We start from the raw sequence: 16,569 nt of genomic DNA on the forward strand, positions 1-16,569 counted from the left end.
AAGGCGGATCTCATAAATCCCCGGCTGGAAATGATGCACCCGTGCCGCAGCATCAGGGGCACCCAGCGTCACCGAAACAGGCGCAGGCGGGGCAGCCGTGGCACCAACACCCACAGACGGGCGGAATTGCATCCTGCGGGCCGGAGGGGTCGTCACCGGCGGCACAGTTACCGCAGCCGGGATAACAGGCTGCTCGGTGATGGGGGCATCGGTGATGTCGGTAGGTTTCTTTGCCATGAGGCAAGCCTTTCTCATGCGCAGCCAAGGGCCGCGTTGTTGGGGTTATCGATGTCAGGGGGTCAAATCAGATCAGTCCGGTTTCGCCGGGCTGATGGGGGCGTTGGTGGTGTTGCGCGTGCGCTTGAGGAACGCTTCAACTTCGGCGATAGGCCAAAGCAAAGGCCCGCCCGGTGAAAGCCGAACCGGCAGGGGCAGTGTGCCTTTCTTGGCAGCGCGGCCCAGCGTTGCCCGGCTTACTCCAAGTCGGGCTGCCAATTCTGGGGTGGTTACGTAATCGGTCACTTGGGTCATCCTTTCCTCTGCCCGATGAAGGAAAGGTAGTGGGGTGGCCCCGACGCAGATAGGCCCGCCGATAGGGGCCAATCGGAGAAAATCGGAGTCCAATCGGATTCGACAAGGATATGAACGGGTTACTTCCTGCCTCCCCAGCGCAAGGGATACCCTTCATGTGTCAGCTTTTCTCGTTCAAAGGTCGGAAGCGTAGGTGCGTTGTCGCCAAGACGCGTAAGGACAGCCTTCTTGGTAACGCGCATCTGCCATTGACCATCTTCCAGCCTCATCAGCCCCTCGGCCGCTAGGCTGCTGAAAACCGGCTTAAGGCGATCCCTCCAAGGCGCATCCGGCGAAATAAAAGAAGTCTTGGTGCTCGCCCCCTGCCCTGTCGGCTGATCCGGGATGTCGGTAGGCACCAAGTCCTCGACCGGCTGCATCGTTGCCGCTTCTGCCGGTCGCTGCGCCTCGCACAGATCCATGATGATGCGGCAGGTCATGTCGTTACCGACGACCCTCCATTGCCCGTCACGGTCTTCCCATATGGCCGGAGCCTGCGGCGCTGACATCGGGGTGGTCGTACCATCATCCTGATGCGCGATGTAATGAACATCCGGGCGATGCTCGACCATGAAGCACCGGCTATTCCATTCGATCAGGGTATAGGGATTTCGCGGATCAGGCTGCCACATCGTTGGCTGCCTTTCCGGTGACAAAATCCGCCCAAGTCGCCATCAGGTCCGCACGTTCTTCAAGATAGTCGGATCTGGCATAAGCCCGGCTGACCTTGCTGCCGGTGAGGTGCGCAAGCTGAGCCTCAGCAACTTCATGCCGGGCTTTCATCACTTCCCCGGCCCAATCCCGCCAAGATGAACGGAAGCCATGCGGACGATAGGACAGGCCGCGTGCCTTCATGACTTTGCTGAGTGACATATCGCTCAGCGGCTTTCCTGACGGGCCGATGAAGATATGACCGGCAACCTTCACTGCTTTCGCAGCTTCGATCACGGCCAAGGCTTCATCACTCAGGGGTACCCGATGCTCCTTACCGTTCTTCATCCGTGCGGCCGGGATGGTCCAGATCCTGCCCTTGATCTCGCTCAGATGCAGTTCCCGTACCTCTGCCGACCTTGCGCCGGTAAGGATGACAAAGCGCAAAGCGAGTGATGACTTGCCTTCGATCTTGGTCAGCGTCTTGTAGAAATCCGGCACCTCGCGCCACGGCATTGCCGGGATATGGGTCGCAACGTGCTTCTGATCACCAAGCAGCGCGCGGGCCTTTGTCCGGGCGGTGACATCGACCGGCAGATCCATCGCAGCGCCGTGTTGCAGTACGATGCCAATGCGCTCAAGCGCCTTGGCGGCAATCGACGCGCTCTTGCGCCAGATCGGCTTGAGCACGTCCACGATGTCATGCTGATTGACATCCTTTGCCGCCAAATGGCCGATCTTCGGCAGGACATGGACAGCAAGAGGCGACATCCAGTTACCGGCCTTGCCACCGTCTTTCAGACCATCCTTGCGGGCCTCAAAGGCAAGTTCAGTAAGCTGGGCAAAGGTCACATCCCGCTGGGCGGCCTCGGCTGCACGGTCGCGGCGGTCGCGGATCGGATCTTTCCCCTGCATGACGAGGGTACGCGCTTCCCGTGCCATCCCCCTTGCTTGGGCAAGTGTGACATGGCTTGTTGAGCCAAGACCCATTTCACGCCGACGACCAGACAGGCTAAATCGGAACACCCATTTTGCGGACTCGTCGGTCTTATGCAGCCACAGTCCATCACCATCGCAGTGCTTGCCCGGCGAAAGTGATTTCACGGAAAGATTTGTGAGCTTACCGCGCAGCCGCATCGTCCACCTCTGGGTCCACCCCTCGATATAGTGCCGCACCGTGCAGCACCGTGTCGCACGATGCAGCACATTGCACAGCAAAATCAAGTGATTCGATGGAATTTGGTGTGCACGGTGCAGCAGGATGTAGCAGCCTGAACAGGTATTCGGAGCGCATCACCCGCTCCATCATCCCCTTCCGACGCCGAACTCCGCCGCCCTTTCTTTCGGGACGGCCGGGCATTATATGCTGCGGGCAATCCTCAAGGGCGAAAGGAAGCAGATGTCCCGGAAAGCGACGCAGCGCCTGTCCTTCTTCCTGCTGATGGGACTGACCCTCTATGCCTCCTTCGTGGGCGCGGGCTGAGGGCGGGTCGATGGCGAAACGCTTCGGAGGCCGCTTTTCCCCGCAGGAACGGTTTCAGCGCGGCGGGGACGACCCGATGGCGGCCCGCCCCCTGCCCGGTCTGATCCGCCATCCGCTGGAATCGCGCACGCGCTGGATCACCATCATGGCGATCCCCTTCCTGATCAGCGCGTTCTGGCAGGGACCGTTCGGCCTCGTCACGCATCTCTGCGCCTTTGGCGCCATCGCCGCCGGCATGATGCTGACGCGCGAGGGGCTGCAGGCCGAGGCCGCCTATGACGCGCGCCGCGTCGCGCGCAGGCCCGCAATCCCGCGCAAGCTTTTCGGCGGCATCCTGACCGGCCTCGGCCTTGCGCTCGGCTCCTATGTGCCGGGGGCCGAGCTTGGCGCGGGCGTCATCGGGGTCGCGGGCGCGGTGCTCCATTGGCTCAGCTTCGGGACCGACCCGATGCGCGACAAGGGCATGGAGGGGATCGACAGCTTCCAGCAGGACCGCGCGCATCGCATCATCTCCGAGGGCGAGGCGCGGCTGAAGGCGATGCAGGACGCGATCCTGCGCACCGGCGAGCGGCGGCTGGAGGCGCGGGTCGCCCTGTTCGCCGCCACCGTGCGTGAGCTTTTTGCCCGAATCGAGCAGGATCCCGGCGATATCGCCGCCACCCGGCGATATCTCGGCGTCTATCTGGAGGGTGCGCGCGAGGCGACGGTCAAGTTCGCGGATCTCTATGCCCAGACCCGTGACCAGCGCGCGCGGCAGGATTACGAGAGCCTGCTCGGCGATCTGGAGACGCAGTTCTCGGCCAAGATCCGCAAGCTGGCCGAAGGCGGCAAGGATGACCTCGACATCGAGATCGGCGTGCTGAGGGACCGGCTGGCCCGCGAGGGCGTAGAGCCGCCCACGGCGGAGCTGGAGCGGTCGATGACCCTCGACGACCTGCTGATCCCGCGCGAAGGCGAGAAGCAGTCCCGCTGATGCCCCGTTACGCCCTGCTGATCGAATATGATGGCGCGCCCTTTGCCGGCTGGCAGGCGCAGGCCGACCAACCCAGCGTCCAGGGTGCAATCGAAACCGCACTGGCGCGCCTCGACCCCGGCTTCGCGGCAGGCGCGCGCATCGCCGCCGCCGGGCGCACCGATGCCGGGGTCCACGCCACGGGCCAGGTCGCCCATGCCGATCTGACCCGCGACTGGGATCCGTTCCGCCTGTCCGAGGCGCTGAACTGGCACCTGAAGCCCGCCCCCGTCGCCATCCTCGCCGCGGCCCGCGTGGACGAGGATTTCCACGCCCGGTTTTCCGCGCGCGAGCGGCGCTATCTGTTCCGCCTCGTCGCCCGGCGCGCGCCGGTCACGCATGATCGCGGCGCGGTCTGGCAGGTGCTGAACCCGCTCGATCTGGACGCCATGCGCGAAGGTGCGGCGCATCTGATCGGGCTGCATGACTTCACCACCTTCCGATCGACCATGTGCCAGTCGAAAAGCCCGGTAAAGACGCTGGACGAGATCCGAATCGAGGAGATCGCCATTCCGCAGGGCCGCGAATACCGCTTTTACCTGCGCGCGCGGTCCTTCCTGCACAATCAGGTCCGCTCGATCGTCGGCACGCTGGAACGCGTCGGCGCGGGGTCATGGCCACCCGCGCGCATGGCGGAGGCGCTTGCCGCGCGTGACCGCGCCGCCTGCGGGCCGGTCTGCCCGCCGCAGGGACTTTATCTTTCCGGTGTCGGATATCCGCTTGACCCCTTCACCGCACCCTGCGGCTGAAAGAATCACTCGGCCGGGACGCTCCCCTGGGCCGAGGAGGTCTGCTCGCCCTGCACCTGCGGCGCTTGCGAGGCCTGCCCCTCCCCGCTCGGGAAGCGGCGGCGACCGCGCCCCTGCCAGTTCGGCACCAGCACGGTCATGAAGGTGTGCCAGATGATCCACAGGTCCATGCGCAGGCTGCGGCGGCGCTGATAGATCAGGTCGAGCCTGAGCTTGGTCGGCAGGCAGCGGCGGTAATAGGCATCCTCGGTCGCGGCGGCGGTGACGCAGCGCGCCATGATCCGGTCCTCATGCGCGTGATAGATCATCGTCGCAAGGCCGGTCACGCCGGGACGGTTTTTCAGCACCTGATTGTAGAGGGCGGGAAAACGCTCGACATATTCGCGAAGCGGCGGACGCGGGCCCACAAAGCTCATGTCGCCGCGCAGGATATTGAAAAGCTGGGGCAATTCGTCGATCCGCGTGCGGCGCATGATGCGGCCGACACGGGTGATGCGCCAATGCTTGTGAGCGCCGGTCGCGCCGCAATCGCCATCCTCGCGCAGCATGGTGCGGAACTTCAGCAGGTTGAACTGCTCGCCCGGGGCGCGCATCCGCGGTGCGACATAAAAAAGCGGCCGTCCCTGAGTGACCAAGAGGACGGCAGCGACGATCGCCATGACCACCGAAAGCGGGACAAGCAGGATCAGCGCAAGGACAATGTCGAAGGCGCGTTTGCGAAAGGTCATCCCGATACGCGCGGCACCGTCCTCCGGTGCAATCCAGGACATGCCGACGCCCCGGATCGATGCCATATCACGATGATCGTTTCTGTCCCAATCGTGATGAATTGTCACAGCTACGGTCCCACGCGAATTGGTCTGCTCGGTATATGTTTTTGCCTTAACATAGGGCAGGAGAATTGAAAACGAACGCAAGGGGGAAAGCGCGACAGACTTGCGCGGGCGTGTCCTTTCGGCCAGTCTTTGCCAACCTCGGGTCTGCCGGAAGAGGGTCATGCGGAAATTTCTGGTCGTTCTGGACGATTCACGCGAATGCCTGAATGCCATCCGTTTCGCCGCCATGCGCGCCGCGAAGACGGGGGGCGCGGTGCAGGTGCTGGCCGTGATCCAGGCGGCGGACATCCAGCATGGCATGGGCGTCGCCGAAGTGATGCGGGCCGAGGCCTATGAGCGCATCCACGCCCATTTCGAGGTCTTTGCGAAATGGATGCGCGACCGCCCGGGGGTCGAGCCGGAACTGGTCGTGCGCGAGGGAGAGCCGGGGAACGAGCTTCTGGCCCAGATCGGCGACGATCCCGAGATCGGCATCGTCGTGCTTGCCGCCTCGACCGAGAGTTCGGGACCGGGGCCGCTGATCTCGCGCCTGATGCGCGAGATGTCGAACCTGCCCTGCCCGATCACCATTGTGCCGGGCAGCATGTCGCGCGAGCGTCTCGAACAGGTCACCTGATGGATCGCAAGCTGGCCTTGGCGGCGCTGGTGGCGGTACCGGCGCTGGCGGGGCTGTTCCATCTGCTCGCGGGGGCCGGGCTCAGACCGCTTTCGGCGGCGCTGATCGGGCTTGCGGCCTATTGGCTGCTGCTCGCGCTGGGGATCGCCCGCGGCGGCTGGTCGCTGCGGCCAAGACTGCCGCCATGGCCGGTCGCGCTGGCCTGTATCGTCCCGGCAATGCTGCTCGTCGCCGCAGCCTTCCCCTATCTCCTGCGCCTTTCCCCGCCGGTTCTGGCGGTGGTCGCGCTGGCGGCGCTGCTGAACGGCACGCTCGAGGAAGGGTTCTGGCGCGGCGCGCTGGTCCCCCGGCTTGGTCCGGGCGACTGGTCCGGGGCGGTGGCACCGGTTCTGCTGTTTGCGCTCTGGCATGTCGCGCCGGCCGTGATTGCTGCGCGGCTCGATGCTCCGGGCGGCGGGGCGGGCATGATCCTTGGCGCGCTGGCCCTTGGCTGGCTTGCGATGGCGGCCCGCCTCGGCTCGGGCAGCGCCGGTTTCGGGGCGATGCTGCACGCGCTCGTCAACCTCTGCACCTTCGGCGTGATCGCCGCGCGTCCCGTTTAGCTTGACTTGCACCCCCCTCAATCCCCATATCGCGGCCAAAGGAGCACGCCCATGTTCATCCAGACCGAAACCACCCCGAACCCCGCCACGCTGAAGTTTCTGCCGGGCGAGACCGTTCTGGGCACCGGCACCGCCGATTTCCCCGAGGCCGAGGCGGCTGTCGGCAGCCCGCTTGCCCGCCGCATCTTCGCGGTTCCGGGCGTGACCGGCGTTTTCCTCGGCTCGGATTTCGTGACCGTGACCAAGGCGGAAAGCGCCGTCTGGGACCATCTGAAACCCTCGGTCCTTGGCGCCATCATGGAGCATTACCAGTCCGGCGCCCCGGCGATGGAGACGACCTCCACCAGCGGGCATAACGATCAGGACGGTCCCGACGCCGAGATCGTGACCCAGATCAAGGAACTGCTCGATACCCGCGTGCGGCCCGCCGTGGCGCAGGATGGTGGCGACATCACCTTCCACGGCTTCGATCGCGGCGTGGTCTATCTGCACATGCAGGGCGCCTGCGCGGGCTGCCCGTCCTCGACCCTGACGCTGAAAATGGGGATCGAGAACCTGCTGCGCCATTACATCCCCGAAGTGACCGAGGTTCGCCCCGTTGGCTGATCCTCTGTCGCTTGGCTTCGACACATCGGCCGCGCATTGCGCGGCCGCTTTGCTCTCGGACGAGCGTGTGCTGGCCCAGCGGCACGAGGACATGGCGCGCGGCCAGGCCGAGCGACTGTTCCCGCTGCTCGAGGAGGTGCTGGCCGAGGCCGGGGCCGGATGGGGCGATCTTGCCGTGATCGGGGTCGGCACCGGGCCGGGAAACTTCACCGGCATCCGCATCGCGGTCGCAGCAGCGCGCGGGCTGGCGCTGTCGCTTAAAATTCCGGCCGTCGGCGTCACCGTGACCGAGGCCGCCGCCCTTGACCTGCCGCGCCCCTGCCGCGTCATCCTGCCCTCGCGTCAGGGCGAGGTGATCTGGCAGGATTTCGGCACCGCGACGCTGACGGCCCCCCAGCAATCTCCGGCCCATGAACTGCCGCCCGGCCCGCCGCAATTCGAGGCGCAGAACCCGATTGCCGTCGCCATCGCCCGGATCGCGCTGGCCCGCCGGGGTATGGCCGCGCTGCCGCGGCCCGCGCCGGTCTATCTGCGCCCGGCCGATGCCGCCCCTGCCCGCGACCGCGGCCCCCTCATCCTGAAATGAGCGCCGAGACCCTTGCCGAGCTGCATCTGCGCTGCTTCGGCAGCCACCCGCGCCCCTGGTCCGCGACCGAGATCGAGGAACTGCTGGAGAGCCGCCTCAACTTCCTGATCCAGCGCCCGGCGGGCTTCCTGATCGGCCGCACCGTGGCGGACGAGGCCGAGCTTCTGACCGTCGCCGTCTCGCCCGAGGCGCGCCGTCAGGGTGTGGGCCGCGCGCTGCTGGCCGAGTTCTGTGCGACATCGCGGGAACGCGGCGCCGCAAGCGCATTCCTTGAGGTGGCGTCGGATAATGACCCGGCGCGGGCGCTCTATCTGGCCGAGGGCTGGGTCGAGGTCGGAAACCGCCGAAACTACTATGCAACCGGCATCGACGCGATCCTGATGCATCGCCCTCTCGCAGGCCCACAAGGCGGTTGACGCATAACCGCCCATGCGCCCTAATCCTCACACCAGCGGGGCGGAATCGCCCGCATAACAGGTTGAGGTTCGATACATGTCCCTGATGAAAACCCTGCTGGCGGGCGCCAGTCTTTCGCTGCTGCCGCTGGTCGCCATGGCCGATCCGGCGCTGATCTTCGACCTGGGCGGAAAGTTCGACAAATCCTTCAACGAGGCGGCCTTCCAGGGGGCCGAGCGCTGGAAGCAGGAAACCGGCGGCAGCTACAAGGAACTGGAGATGCAGTCCGAGGCGATGCGCGAACAGGCGCTGCGCCGGCTGGCCGAAACCGGCGCGAACCCGATCGTGATGACCGGCTTCGCCTTTGGCGAGGTGCTGAACAAGGTCGCGCCCGACTATCCCGACACCAGATTCGCGATCATCGACATGGTGGTCGAGCAGCCGAACGTGCAGTCGATCGTCTTTACCGAGGAGCAGGGCTCCTACCTTGCCGGGGTGATGGCGGCCAAGGCCTCGAAATCGGGGACGATGGGCTTCGTCGGCGGCATGGACATTCCGCTGATCCACAAGTTCGAATGCGGCTATGCGCAGGGGATCAAGGCCACCAATCCCGACGCCAAGATCATCATCAACTATACCGGCACCACCCCCGCCGCATGGAACGATCCGGTCAAGGGCGGCGAGCTGGTCAAGGCCCAGATTGCGCAGGGCGCGGACGTTGTCTATGCCGCGGCCGGCGGGACCGGGATCGGCGTGCTGCAGGCGGCGGCGGATGCCGGCATCCTCTCGATCGGGGTCGACAGCAACCAGAACCACCTCCATCCGGGCAAGGTGCTGACCTCGATGGTCAAGGGCGTCGACAATTCGGTCTATGAGGTGTTCAAGACCGGCGCGGCGCTGGAAGGCGGGGTCATCAAGGTCATGGACCTCGCCTCGGGCGGGGTTTCGGTCGCGATCGACGAGAACAACAAGGACCTCGTGACCGATGACATGAAGGCGGCCGTCGATGCGGCGACCAAGGGGATCACCGGCGGCGAGATCAAGATCCACGACTACATGACCGACAACACCTGCCCGGTGCAGTAATGTCGGTGCCGTCAGGCACCGGAAGCCCGTCCCCCGCAATCGAGTTGCGGGGGATCTCGAAGGCGTTCGGCCCGGTGCAGGCGAACCGGGACATTCACCTCTCGGTCGCGCGCGGCACCATCCACGGCATCATCGGCGAGAACGGGGCCGGCAAATCGACCCTGATGTCGATCCTCTACGGCTTCTACCGCCCCGATTCCGGCGACATCCTGATCGGCGGCAAGCCGGTCGCCATCACCGACAGCCAGTCCGCGATCCGCGCGGGCATCGGCATGGTCTTCCAGCATTTCAAGCTGGTGCAGAATTTCACCGTGCTGGAAAACGTGATCCTCGGCGCCGAGGATGGTGGGTTGCTGCGCCCGTCCCTTGCCCGCGCGCGGGGCGAGCTGAAGCGGCTTGCCAGCGAATATGAATTGCAGGTCGATCCCGATGCGCTGGTCGAGGATCTGTCGGTCGGCCACCAGCAGCGGGTCGAGATCCTGAAGGCGCTGTATCGGCAGGCCGATATCCTGATCCTCGACGAGCCGACGGGCGTGCTGACCCCGGCCGAGGCGGATCACCTGTTCCGCATCCTGCGCGGCCTGAGAGACGAGGGCAAGACGATCATCCTGATCACCCACAAGCTGCGCGAGATCATGGAGATCACCGACAATGTCTCGGTCATGCGGCGGGGCGAGATGGTGGCCTCGGTCAGGACCGCCGAAACCAGCCCGAGCCAGCTTGCCGAGCTGATGGTCGGCCGCAAGGTGCTGCTGCGGGTCGAAAAGACCCCGGCCCGGCCCGGCGCGCCGGTGCTGGAGGTGCGCGGGCTGAAGCTGACCGACGCTGCCGGGGTCGAGCGGCTGCGCGGCATCGACCTCGATATCCGGGCAGGAGAGATTTTGGGCATCGCCGGCGTCGCCGGCAATGGTCAGAGCCAGCTTCTGGAGATCCTTGCCGGCTATCCCGAGCCGGGCGCGAAACTCTCGGGCGAGGTCCGGCTGAAGGGCGAGGTTCTGCCGCTTTCCGGCCCCGATGCCGGGGCGCGGCGCGAGGCGGGCATCGCCCATGTCCCCGAGGACCGGCAGGTCGAGGGGCTGATCATGGATTTCTCGGCCTGGGAGAACGTGGCCTTCGGCTATCAGGACGCGCCCGAGTTCAACCGGGGCCTGTTGATGGATCAGCCGGCGATCCGCCGCGACGCGGCCGGCAAGATGGAACGCTATGACGTGCGCCCGCCCAACCCGGAACTGGCGGCGAGGAATTTCTCGGGCGGGAACCAGCAGAAGATCGTCGTCGCGCGCGAGATCGAGCGCAATCCCGACCTGCTGCTGATCGGCCAGCCGACACGGGGCGTCGATATCGGGGCCATCGAGTTCATCCACAGGCGCATCGTCGAATTGCGCGACGCGGGCAAGGCGGTGCTGCTGGTCTCGGTCGAACTGGATGAGATCATGGCGCTGGCGGACCGCATCGCCGTCATGTTTGACGGCCGGATCATGGGAGAACGACTGCCCGGGGAGGCGACGACCTCGGACCTCGGCTGCCTGATGGCCGGGATCGAGCCCGGAACCGTCATGCCCGGGGACATGCTTCCCGAGGACCAGCCGGAGCGCGCGGGATGAGCCGCGGCCGGCCTCCGGCGGGAGTATTTCGGGAACAGAGAAGAAGCCGGCTTGGCGTGAGGATGGGCTGATGGAGCGAATGCCGAAATGGGCGGATGTGGTCCTGACGCCGCTGATCTCGCTGGCGCTGGCCTTCGGGATCTCGGCGCTGGTCATCCTGGCCATCGGAGAAAGCCCGGCCGAGGCCCTGAAGGTGATGGTCGAGGGGGCGCTGGGTTCCAGCTATGGCTGGGGATTCACGCTTTATTACACCACGAATTTCATCTTTACCGGCCTTGCGGTGATGGTGGCCTATCACGCGGGCCTCTTCAATATCGGGGGCGAGGGGCAGGCAGCGATGGGCGGGCTGGGCGTCGCCCTGGTCCTGCTGGCCGTGCCTTGGCCGCATTGGGCGCTGGCGCTGCCCGCGGCCATGGTGGGGGCGGCGGTCTTTGGCGCGCTCTGGGCGCTGATCCCGGCCTGGCTGCAGGCCAAGCGCGGCAGCCATATCGTCATCACCACGATCATGTTCAACTTCATTGCCGCGGCGCTGCTGAACTATGTTCTGGTCAACCTGCTCAGGCCGGTTGGCAGCATGGACCCGGCATCGGCCCGGTTTGCGAATCCCACGCATCTGCCGAAGCTGACCGACATGGCGCGGGCGCTGGGATTCGAATGGGGCAAGAACACGCCGGCCAATGTCAGCTTCTTCGTCGCCATCCTGTCCTGCCTGCTGGTCTGGCTGCTGATCTGGCGCAGCCGGCTGGGTTATGAGATCCGGGCCTTCGGGAAATCCGAGCGGGGAGCGATCTATGCCGGGATCTCGCCCGTGCGGATAACGGTCATCGCCATGCTGATCTCGGGGGCGCTTGCCGGGATGATGGCCATCAACAATGTGATGGGCGAGGCGCAGCGCCTGGTCCTGAACGCCGTCGAGGGCGCCGGCTTCATCGGGATCGCCGTCGCGCTGATGGGGCGGAACCATCCCTTCGGCATCCTGCTGGCGGCGCTGCTTTTCGGCTTTCTCTATCAGGGCGGCGGGGAGCTTGCGCTATGGACCACGATCCCGCGCGAGTTGATCGTGGTCATCCAGGCGCTGGTGATTCTGTTCACCGGGGCGCTCGACAACATGGTGCGGATGCCGCTGGAGCGGCTTTTCGCGGCGCTGAGGCGAAAGGGAGCATGATGGATTGGCTTCTGCCCTGGCTGCCGGCCTTTTTCGCGGCCTATTCGATCCAGCTCATCGGCGTGATGTCGCCCGGACCCGCCGTCGCCCTGCTTTTGGGGATCGGGGCCGAACAGGGGCGCACAGCCGCGCTGACCGCGGCCTGCGGCATCGGCTTCGGGGCCGGCCTTCTTGCGCTGGCGACGGCGCTGGGGTTGGGCGTGATCATGCAGGAGGTCGCCTGGGCCGGAACCGCGCTGCGCTATCTGGGCGCGGCCTATCTGGCCTGGCTGGGCTGGAAGGCCTGCCGCAAGGCACTGGCCCCGCCTCGGCTTGGCGTGGCCGAGGTCGAACGCCAGCCCCTGCTGCGCCTGTTCCTGACCGGGCTTGCGTTGCAGGTGACGAATATCAAGGCGCTGGTCTTCTGGATGGCGGCGGTCAGCGCCGGTCCCGCGCAGGACGCCCCGCTTTCGGTTCTGCTGGTCTTTGCGCTTGGCGGCGCGGGCCTGTCGCTGCTGGGTCACGGTCTTTACGCGATCGTCCTGTCCAGCCAGGCTGTCCGGCAGGCCTATAACCGCGCGCGGCGCTGGATTGAGGGCGCGCTCGGGCTGTTTCTTGGCGCGATGGCGCTGCGCATGGCGGTGGAGCGTCGCTGATGGATTTCCCGACAATCATCCAGATCCTCGACAGCGCGCTGCGGCTGATGACGCCCCTGCTGCTGGCCTGCCTCGCCGGGCTTTATTCCGAGCGGGCCGGGGTTTTCGATATCGGTCTGGAAGGCAAGATGCTGATGGCGGCCTTCACCGCCGCCTCGATCGCCTATGCCACGGGCAGTGCCTGGCTGGGGCTGGTCGCGGGGATTGCCGGGGCGCTGGCGCTGTCGCTGGTCCATGGCCTCGCCTCGATCACCTTTCGCGGCAACCAGCTCATCTCGGGGGTGGCGATCAACTTCCTTGCCTCCGGGTTGACCGTGCTGCTGGGGCAGAAGATCTTCGGGCTGGGCGGGCGCACCCCCTCGCTGCAGGGGGCGGCGCGCTTTACCGAGATCACCCTGCCCTTTGCCGAGGCGCTGCGCCCGGTTCCGGTGATCGGACCGATCTATGCCGAGTTGATCTCGGGGCACACGATCCTCGTCTATGTCGCCTTCGCCATGGTGCCGCTGACCTGGTGGGTGCTGTATCGCACCCGTTTCGGCCTCAGGCTGCGGGCCGTGGGGGAAAACCCGGCCTCGGTCGATACCGCCGGCGTTTCGGTCACGCGGCTGCGTTTCGCGGCGGTCTGCATCTGCGGCATGCTTTGCGGCCTTGCCGGGGCCTATCTCGCCACCGGCATCTCGGCCGGCTTCGTCAAGGAGATGACGGCCGGGCGCGGCTTCATCGCGCTGGCCGCGCTGATCTTTGCCAAGTGGCGGCCGTGGAGCGCGCTGGGGGCCACCTTCCTCTTCGGCCTGCTGGAGGCATTGGCGAACCGCTTTCCGAATCTCGACATCGGCTTCATGACCATCCCGTCCATGTTCATGAGCGCCCTGCCCTATATCCTGACCGTCATCATCCTTGCCGGCTTCGTCGGCCGCGCCATCCCGCCCCGCGCGGGCGGAGAACCCTATGTCAAAGAGCGATGAACTCGTCCGCCTGATCCGCGAACGCGCCGGGGACGCCGCGCCGGAATATGGGCTGATCCTCGGTTCCGGGCTTGGCCATCTGGCGGGCATGGTCGAGGGTTGTGCCATCCCCTATGCGGACCTGCCGGGCTTTCCCCATGCCGGGGTCTCGGGGCACGTGCCGCAACTGGTCATCGGCGAGCTTGAGGGGTGGCGCGTCGCCATCTTCGGCGGGCGGGCGCATTACTACGAATCCGGGCGCGCCGATGCCATGCGCCTTCCGCTGGAGGTGCTGAAGGGGCTGGGATGCAAGCGGCTGATCCTGACCAATGCCGCGGGTTCGCTGCGGGCGGACCTGCCGCCCGGCGCCCTGATGCTGCTTTCGGACCATATCGCCTTTGCCGGGACCAATCCGCTGATCGGCGAGGCTTCGGACGCGCGTTTCGTGCCGATGACCGATGCCCATGACCTGGATCTGCGCAACCGCCTGAAGGCGGCGGCAGAGGCCGAGGGGATCGCGCTGCCGGAAGGCGTCTATTGCTGGTTTTCCGGCCCGAGCTTCGAGACCCCGGCCGAGATCCGGGCGGCGCGGATCCTTGGCGCGGATGCGGTCGGCATGTCCACCGTGCCCGAGATCATCCTTGGCCGGTTCCTCGGGCTACGCTGCGCGACGGTCTCGGTCATCACCAATATGGGGGCGGGCCTTTCGGACGAAGCGATCAGCCATGAGCATACCAAGGCCATGGCCCCGCTTGGGGCGGCCAAGCTGGAGCGGGTGCTAAGGCGTTTCCTGCGCGGCTAGAGCAGCCTCGACAGCGGCGGCAGCGGCGTCGAGATCGGTGAGGTCAGGCAGTGGGACCACCCGCCCCCGCCCGTCGTCATGCCGCTTCCTGTGGCTTTCATAGCGCGGGTCGTAATGGTGGCGCATCAATCCCTGCGCCAGCGTCGGCCAGTTCTGCTCGTCGATCAGCCGCAGCCAATCCTCGATCCTCTCGGCCGGATGCAAGGGACGCAGATTGTCGACGATGGCGGCAAGGCGCGCGGGATCGGCGCGGATTTCGGCATAGCCCGCCGCGGTGAAGGCGGCGCGCGCCTCGACCGGGACGGCGAGGCGGATGCGGGGCGCCGCGATCATCGCCTGCCAGAGCGCGCGTGGCAGGTTCACGTCGCCGATGCGCGAGCTTTCGGCCTCGACCAGCACCGGCCGCGTCGGGTCGAGGGTCTCGAGCGCAAGGGCCAGCCTGCCCTCGAACCGCTTCTGGCTTGGTTGCCCGCCGGGCATCGCACCGAAAAGGCTACCGCGATGGTTGGCCAGCCCCTCGAGGTCGATGATCTGATGGCCGCGCGCGGCAAGACGCTTCAGGATCTCGGTCTTGGCGCTGCCGGTATTGCCGTCAAGAACGACGACCGGGGCGGGCACCGGCAGATGCTGGACGCGGTCGACCACCAGCGTGCGCCACGCCTTGTAGCCGCCCGCGATCCGGCCCGTGCGCCAGCCGATCTGCGACAGGATCGAGGCGAAGGCCCCCGACCGCTGCCCGCCGCGCCAGCAATAGACCAGCGGCCGCCAGCCTCCGCCGAAGCCCGAAAGCGGGCCTGCGATATGGCGCGCGGCATTGGCGGCGACCATGGCGCCGCCCAGCTTGCGGGCATCGAAGGGCGAGACCTGGCGATAGATCGTGCCGACCTCGGCGCGCTCGGCGTCGGACAGGACCGGCAGGTTCACCGCGCCCGGCAGATGATCCTCGGCAAATTCCGAGGGCGAGCGCGTGTCGATGATCATGTCGAACCCGGACAGGGCCGGATCCGACAGGGATGTCAGGCGGATGTCCAATCAGTAGACGTAGACAGGGGTGCCGATCGGAACCTGCTCAAACAGGTCCATCACCGCCTCGTTGCGCATCCGAATGCAGCCGTTCGAGACCGCGCGGCCGATCGAATTCGGCTCGGTCGTGCCGTGAATGCGGATCGAGGTGTCATTGCCCCGCGCGTCATAGAGATAAAGCGCGCGCGCACCCAGCGGGTTGGTCGGGCCGCCCGGCATCCCGTCGGCCCATTTGCCATATTGCTCGGGCTTGCGCTTGATCATCGCGGGCGTCGGGCGCCAGCTCGGCCATTCGGTCTTGCGGCCCACGGTGGCGCGGCCGCGCCAGACCAGCTCGTCCTTGCCCACGGCGACGCCATAGCGGACCGCCCGGCCCGGCGAGACGACGTGATAAAGGAAGAAGTCCCTGGACACGACGATAATGCTGCCCACCTCGAAATCGGGGCGGATCGCCACCTCGGTCGGGGCATAGGGATCGCGCTTGGCGACGGGCTTGGCGGCGGGTGCTGCGGGAAGCGCCTGCGCCAGCGCCAGCGAGGGCGCGGCAAGCAGCGGCAGGCTAAGCAGCATCAACTGACGGCGGTTCATCTTTACTGTCCTGGGTTCCGGCTTGATTTCCCAAGCCGGTAACGTCTTGCTGGCGCGGGATCAACTCAAAGCGTCGTGACGCGCTTGAAACGGGGCGGGATCGTGCCCAGCTTGCATCTGAAGGGGGACCGCCATGTGCTGCCTGACCGCCACCGCCACCAGACCGCCGCGTCGCGCCATCGCGCGGCCGGAGCACCTGTGCCGTGGCCGGGGTGATCGCCGCTGCCGGTGCCATGTCTCGGCGCTGCCGCGTCTTGCCCTTGGGCAAAGGGTGCCGCCGCTGGTCCTGATGCCCGCCCTGAGCGAGCCGCCCCAACACGCGCCCAGACGGCCACAGGGACCGCCGCGCCCTGTCTGAACTGCATTCCGCAACTCAGACAGGACAGAACCCATGACAGAACAACACCAGCACGCCGGCGCGGACGCCCGGCTGACCGTGACCGGCATGAGCTGTGCTTCATGCGCCGGCCGGGCCGAGAAGGCATTGCGCGCCACGCCGGGGATCGAGGACGCCCGCGTCAATTTCGCGACCGGACATGCGCATTTCAGGGCCGATGGGCCCGAAGCGATGGCCGCGGCCGTCAGCGCGCTGAAACAGGCGGGCTATCCGGCGGC

General features: G+C 66.3%; 21 protein-coding genes. 14 read left to right on the forward strand and 7 right to left on the reverse strand.

Going from position 1 to position 16,569, the window contains the following annotated elements; genetic code table 11:
• The 4 genes from VNQ78_RS06510 to VNQ78_RS06525 all read right to left on the reverse strand — a co-directional run.
• On the reverse strand, positions 1 to 237 hold a 237-nt coding region (locus tag VNQ78_RS06510), incomplete at its 3' end, for a hypothetical protein (protein WP_325687835.1).
• A 72-nt stretch (positions 238 to 309) separates the two neighbouring features.
• On the reverse strand, positions 310 to 531 hold the full coding sequence (locus tag VNQ78_RS06515; RefSeq protein WP_325687837.1) for a helix-turn-helix domain-containing protein: 222 nt from the start codon (positions 529 to 531) through the stop codon (positions 310 to 312).
• A gap of 119 nt (positions 532 to 650) precedes the next feature.
• Complete coding sequence (locus VNQ78_RS06520) at positions 651 to 1,202, reverse strand: hypothetical protein (RefSeq protein WP_325687839.1); 552 nt, start codon at positions 1,200 to 1,202, stop codon at positions 651 to 653.
• Positions 1,189 to 2,358, reverse strand: a complete 1,170-nt coding sequence (locus VNQ78_RS06525) for a tyrosine-type recombinase/integrase (RefSeq protein WP_325687841.1) — start codon at positions 2,356 to 2,358, stop codon at positions 1,189 to 1,191. Before VNQ78_RS06525 ends, VNQ78_RS06520 begins: the two co-directional genes overlap by 14 nt.
• A 356-nt stretch (positions 2,359 to 2,714) precedes the next feature.
• On the opposite strand from VNQ78_RS06525, the gene VNQ78_RS06530 reads away from it, so the two are divergent.
• Together VNQ78_RS06530 and truA are read left to right on the forward strand one after the other, a co-directional pair.
• Complete coding sequence (locus VNQ78_RS06530) at positions 2,715 to 3,677, forward strand: 5-bromo-4-chloroindolyl phosphate hydrolysis family protein (protein ID WP_325687843.1); 963 nt, start codon at positions 2,715 to 2,717, stop codon at positions 3,675 to 3,677.
• On the forward strand, positions 3,677 to 4,465 hold the full coding sequence (gene truA / locus VNQ78_RS06535) for a tRNA pseudouridine(38-40) synthase TruA (RefSeq protein ID WP_325687846.1): 789 nt from the start codon (positions 3,677 to 3,679) through the stop codon (positions 4,463 to 4,465). Before VNQ78_RS06530 ends, truA begins: the two co-directional genes overlap by 1 nt.
• Positions 4,466 to 4,470: 5 nt before the next feature.
• On the opposite strand, the gene VNQ78_RS06540 is transcribed toward truA, so the two are convergent.
• Positions 4,471 to 5,235 carry a sugar transferase gene (locus tag VNQ78_RS06540; RefSeq protein ID WP_325687848.1) on the reverse strand — a complete coding sequence of 255 codons (765 nt, stop codon included), beginning with the start codon at positions 5,233 to 5,235 and terminating at the stop codon, positions 4,471 to 4,473.
• Between the two features lie 226 nt (positions 5,236 to 5,461).
• Here VNQ78_RS06540 and VNQ78_RS06545 point away from each other — a divergent pair, with 226 nt between their 5' ends.
• From VNQ78_RS06545 to VNQ78_RS06595, 11 genes are all read left to right on the forward strand, one after another.
• Positions 5,462 to 5,917: a universal stress protein gene (locus VNQ78_RS06545; protein ID WP_325687850.1), complete on the forward strand. Its 456-nt coding sequence runs from the start codon at positions 5,462 to 5,464 to the stop codon at positions 5,915 to 5,917.
• Entirely contained in the window at positions 5,917 to 6,519 is a 603-nt protein-coding gene (locus VNQ78_RS06550; RefSeq protein ID WP_325687853.1) for a CPBP family intramembrane glutamic endopeptidase, read from the forward strand. The genes VNQ78_RS06545 and VNQ78_RS06550 overlap by 1 nt, the downstream gene beginning before the upstream one ends.
• Positions 6,520 to 6,570: 51 nt before the next feature.
• Positions 6,571 to 7,125 carry a NifU family protein gene (locus VNQ78_RS06555; RefSeq protein ID WP_325687855.1) on the forward strand — a complete coding sequence of 185 codons (555 nt, stop codon included), beginning with the start codon at positions 6,571 to 6,573 and terminating at the stop codon, positions 7,123 to 7,125.
• Positions 7,118 to 7,711, forward strand: a complete 594-nt coding sequence (gene tsaB, locus VNQ78_RS06560; RefSeq protein ID WP_325687857.1) for a tRNA (adenosine(37)-N6)-threonylcarbamoyltransferase complex dimerization subunit type 1 TsaB — start codon at positions 7,118 to 7,120, stop codon at positions 7,709 to 7,711. Before VNQ78_RS06555 ends, tsaB begins: the two co-directional genes overlap by 8 nt.
• Positions 7,708 to 8,127 carry a ribosomal protein S18-alanine N-acetyltransferase gene (gene rimI, locus VNQ78_RS06565; protein ID WP_325687859.1) on the forward strand — a complete coding sequence of 140 codons (420 nt, stop codon included), beginning with the start codon at positions 7,708 to 7,710 and terminating at the stop codon, positions 8,125 to 8,127. Before tsaB ends, rimI begins: the two co-directional genes overlap by 4 nt.
• A gap of 76 nt (positions 8,128 to 8,203) precedes the next feature.
• The gene (locus tag VNQ78_RS06570; protein ID WP_325687861.1) at positions 8,204 to 9,193 is read left to right on the forward strand and encodes a BMP family ABC transporter substrate-binding protein; all 990 of its coding nucleotides are present in this window, start codon (positions 8,204 to 8,206) and stop codon (positions 9,191 to 9,193) included.
• Positions 9,193 to 10,797 carry an ABC transporter ATP-binding protein gene (locus tag VNQ78_RS06575; RefSeq protein ID WP_325687864.1) on the forward strand — a complete coding sequence of 535 codons (1,605 nt, stop codon included), beginning with the start codon at positions 9,193 to 9,195 and terminating at the stop codon, positions 10,795 to 10,797. The genes VNQ78_RS06570 and VNQ78_RS06575 overlap by 1 nt, the downstream gene beginning before the upstream one ends.
• 70 nt (positions 10,798 to 10,867) lie before the next feature.
• Positions 10,868 to 11,962: an ABC transporter permease gene (locus VNQ78_RS06580; RefSeq protein ID WP_325687867.1), complete on the forward strand. Its 1,095-nt coding sequence runs from the start codon at positions 10,868 to 10,870 to the stop codon at positions 11,960 to 11,962.
• Positions 11,962 to 12,597: a LysE family translocator gene (locus VNQ78_RS06585; RefSeq protein ID WP_325687870.1), complete on the forward strand. Its 636-nt coding sequence runs from the start codon at positions 11,962 to 11,964 to the stop codon at positions 12,595 to 12,597. The genes VNQ78_RS06580 and VNQ78_RS06585 overlap by 1 nt, the downstream gene beginning before the upstream one ends.
• A complete protein-coding gene (locus VNQ78_RS06590) occupies positions 12,597 to 13,562 on the forward strand; it encodes an ABC transporter permease (RefSeq protein ID WP_325687872.1) in 966 nt (321 codons plus the stop codon). The genes VNQ78_RS06585 and VNQ78_RS06590 overlap by 1 nt, the downstream gene beginning before the upstream one ends.
• Complete coding sequence (locus tag VNQ78_RS06595) at positions 13,546 to 14,343, forward strand: purine-nucleoside phosphorylase (protein WP_325687875.1); 798 nt, start codon at positions 13,546 to 13,548, stop codon at positions 14,341 to 14,343. The genes VNQ78_RS06590 and VNQ78_RS06595 overlap by 17 nt, the downstream gene beginning before the upstream one ends.
• Here the strand turns inward: VNQ78_RS06595 and mnmH are convergent.
• Together mnmH and VNQ78_RS06605 are read right to left on the reverse strand one after the other, a co-directional pair.
• A complete protein-coding gene (gene mnmH, locus VNQ78_RS06600) occupies positions 14,320 to 15,375 on the reverse strand; it encodes a tRNA 2-selenouridine(34) synthase MnmH (protein ID WP_414694047.1) in 1,056 nt (351 codons plus the stop codon). The genes VNQ78_RS06595 and mnmH overlap by 24 nt on opposite strands.
• On the reverse strand, positions 15,376 to 15,954 hold the full coding sequence (locus tag VNQ78_RS06605; protein ID WP_325687880.1) for a L,D-transpeptidase: 579 nt from the start codon (positions 15,952 to 15,954) through the stop codon (positions 15,376 to 15,378).
• A 391-nt stretch (positions 15,955 to 16,345) separates the two neighbouring features.
• Here VNQ78_RS06605 and VNQ78_RS06610 point away from each other — a divergent pair.
• Positions 16,346 to 16,569: heavy metal-associated domain-containing protein (locus VNQ78_RS06610; protein WP_325687882.1), on the forward strand; the 224-nt coding region annotated here is incomplete at its 3' end.

This window comes from Paracoccus sp. (in: a-proteobacteria), from assembly GCF_035556475.1.
GTDB lineage: Bacteria > Pseudomonadota > Alphaproteobacteria > Rhodobacterales > Rhodobacteraceae > Paracoccus.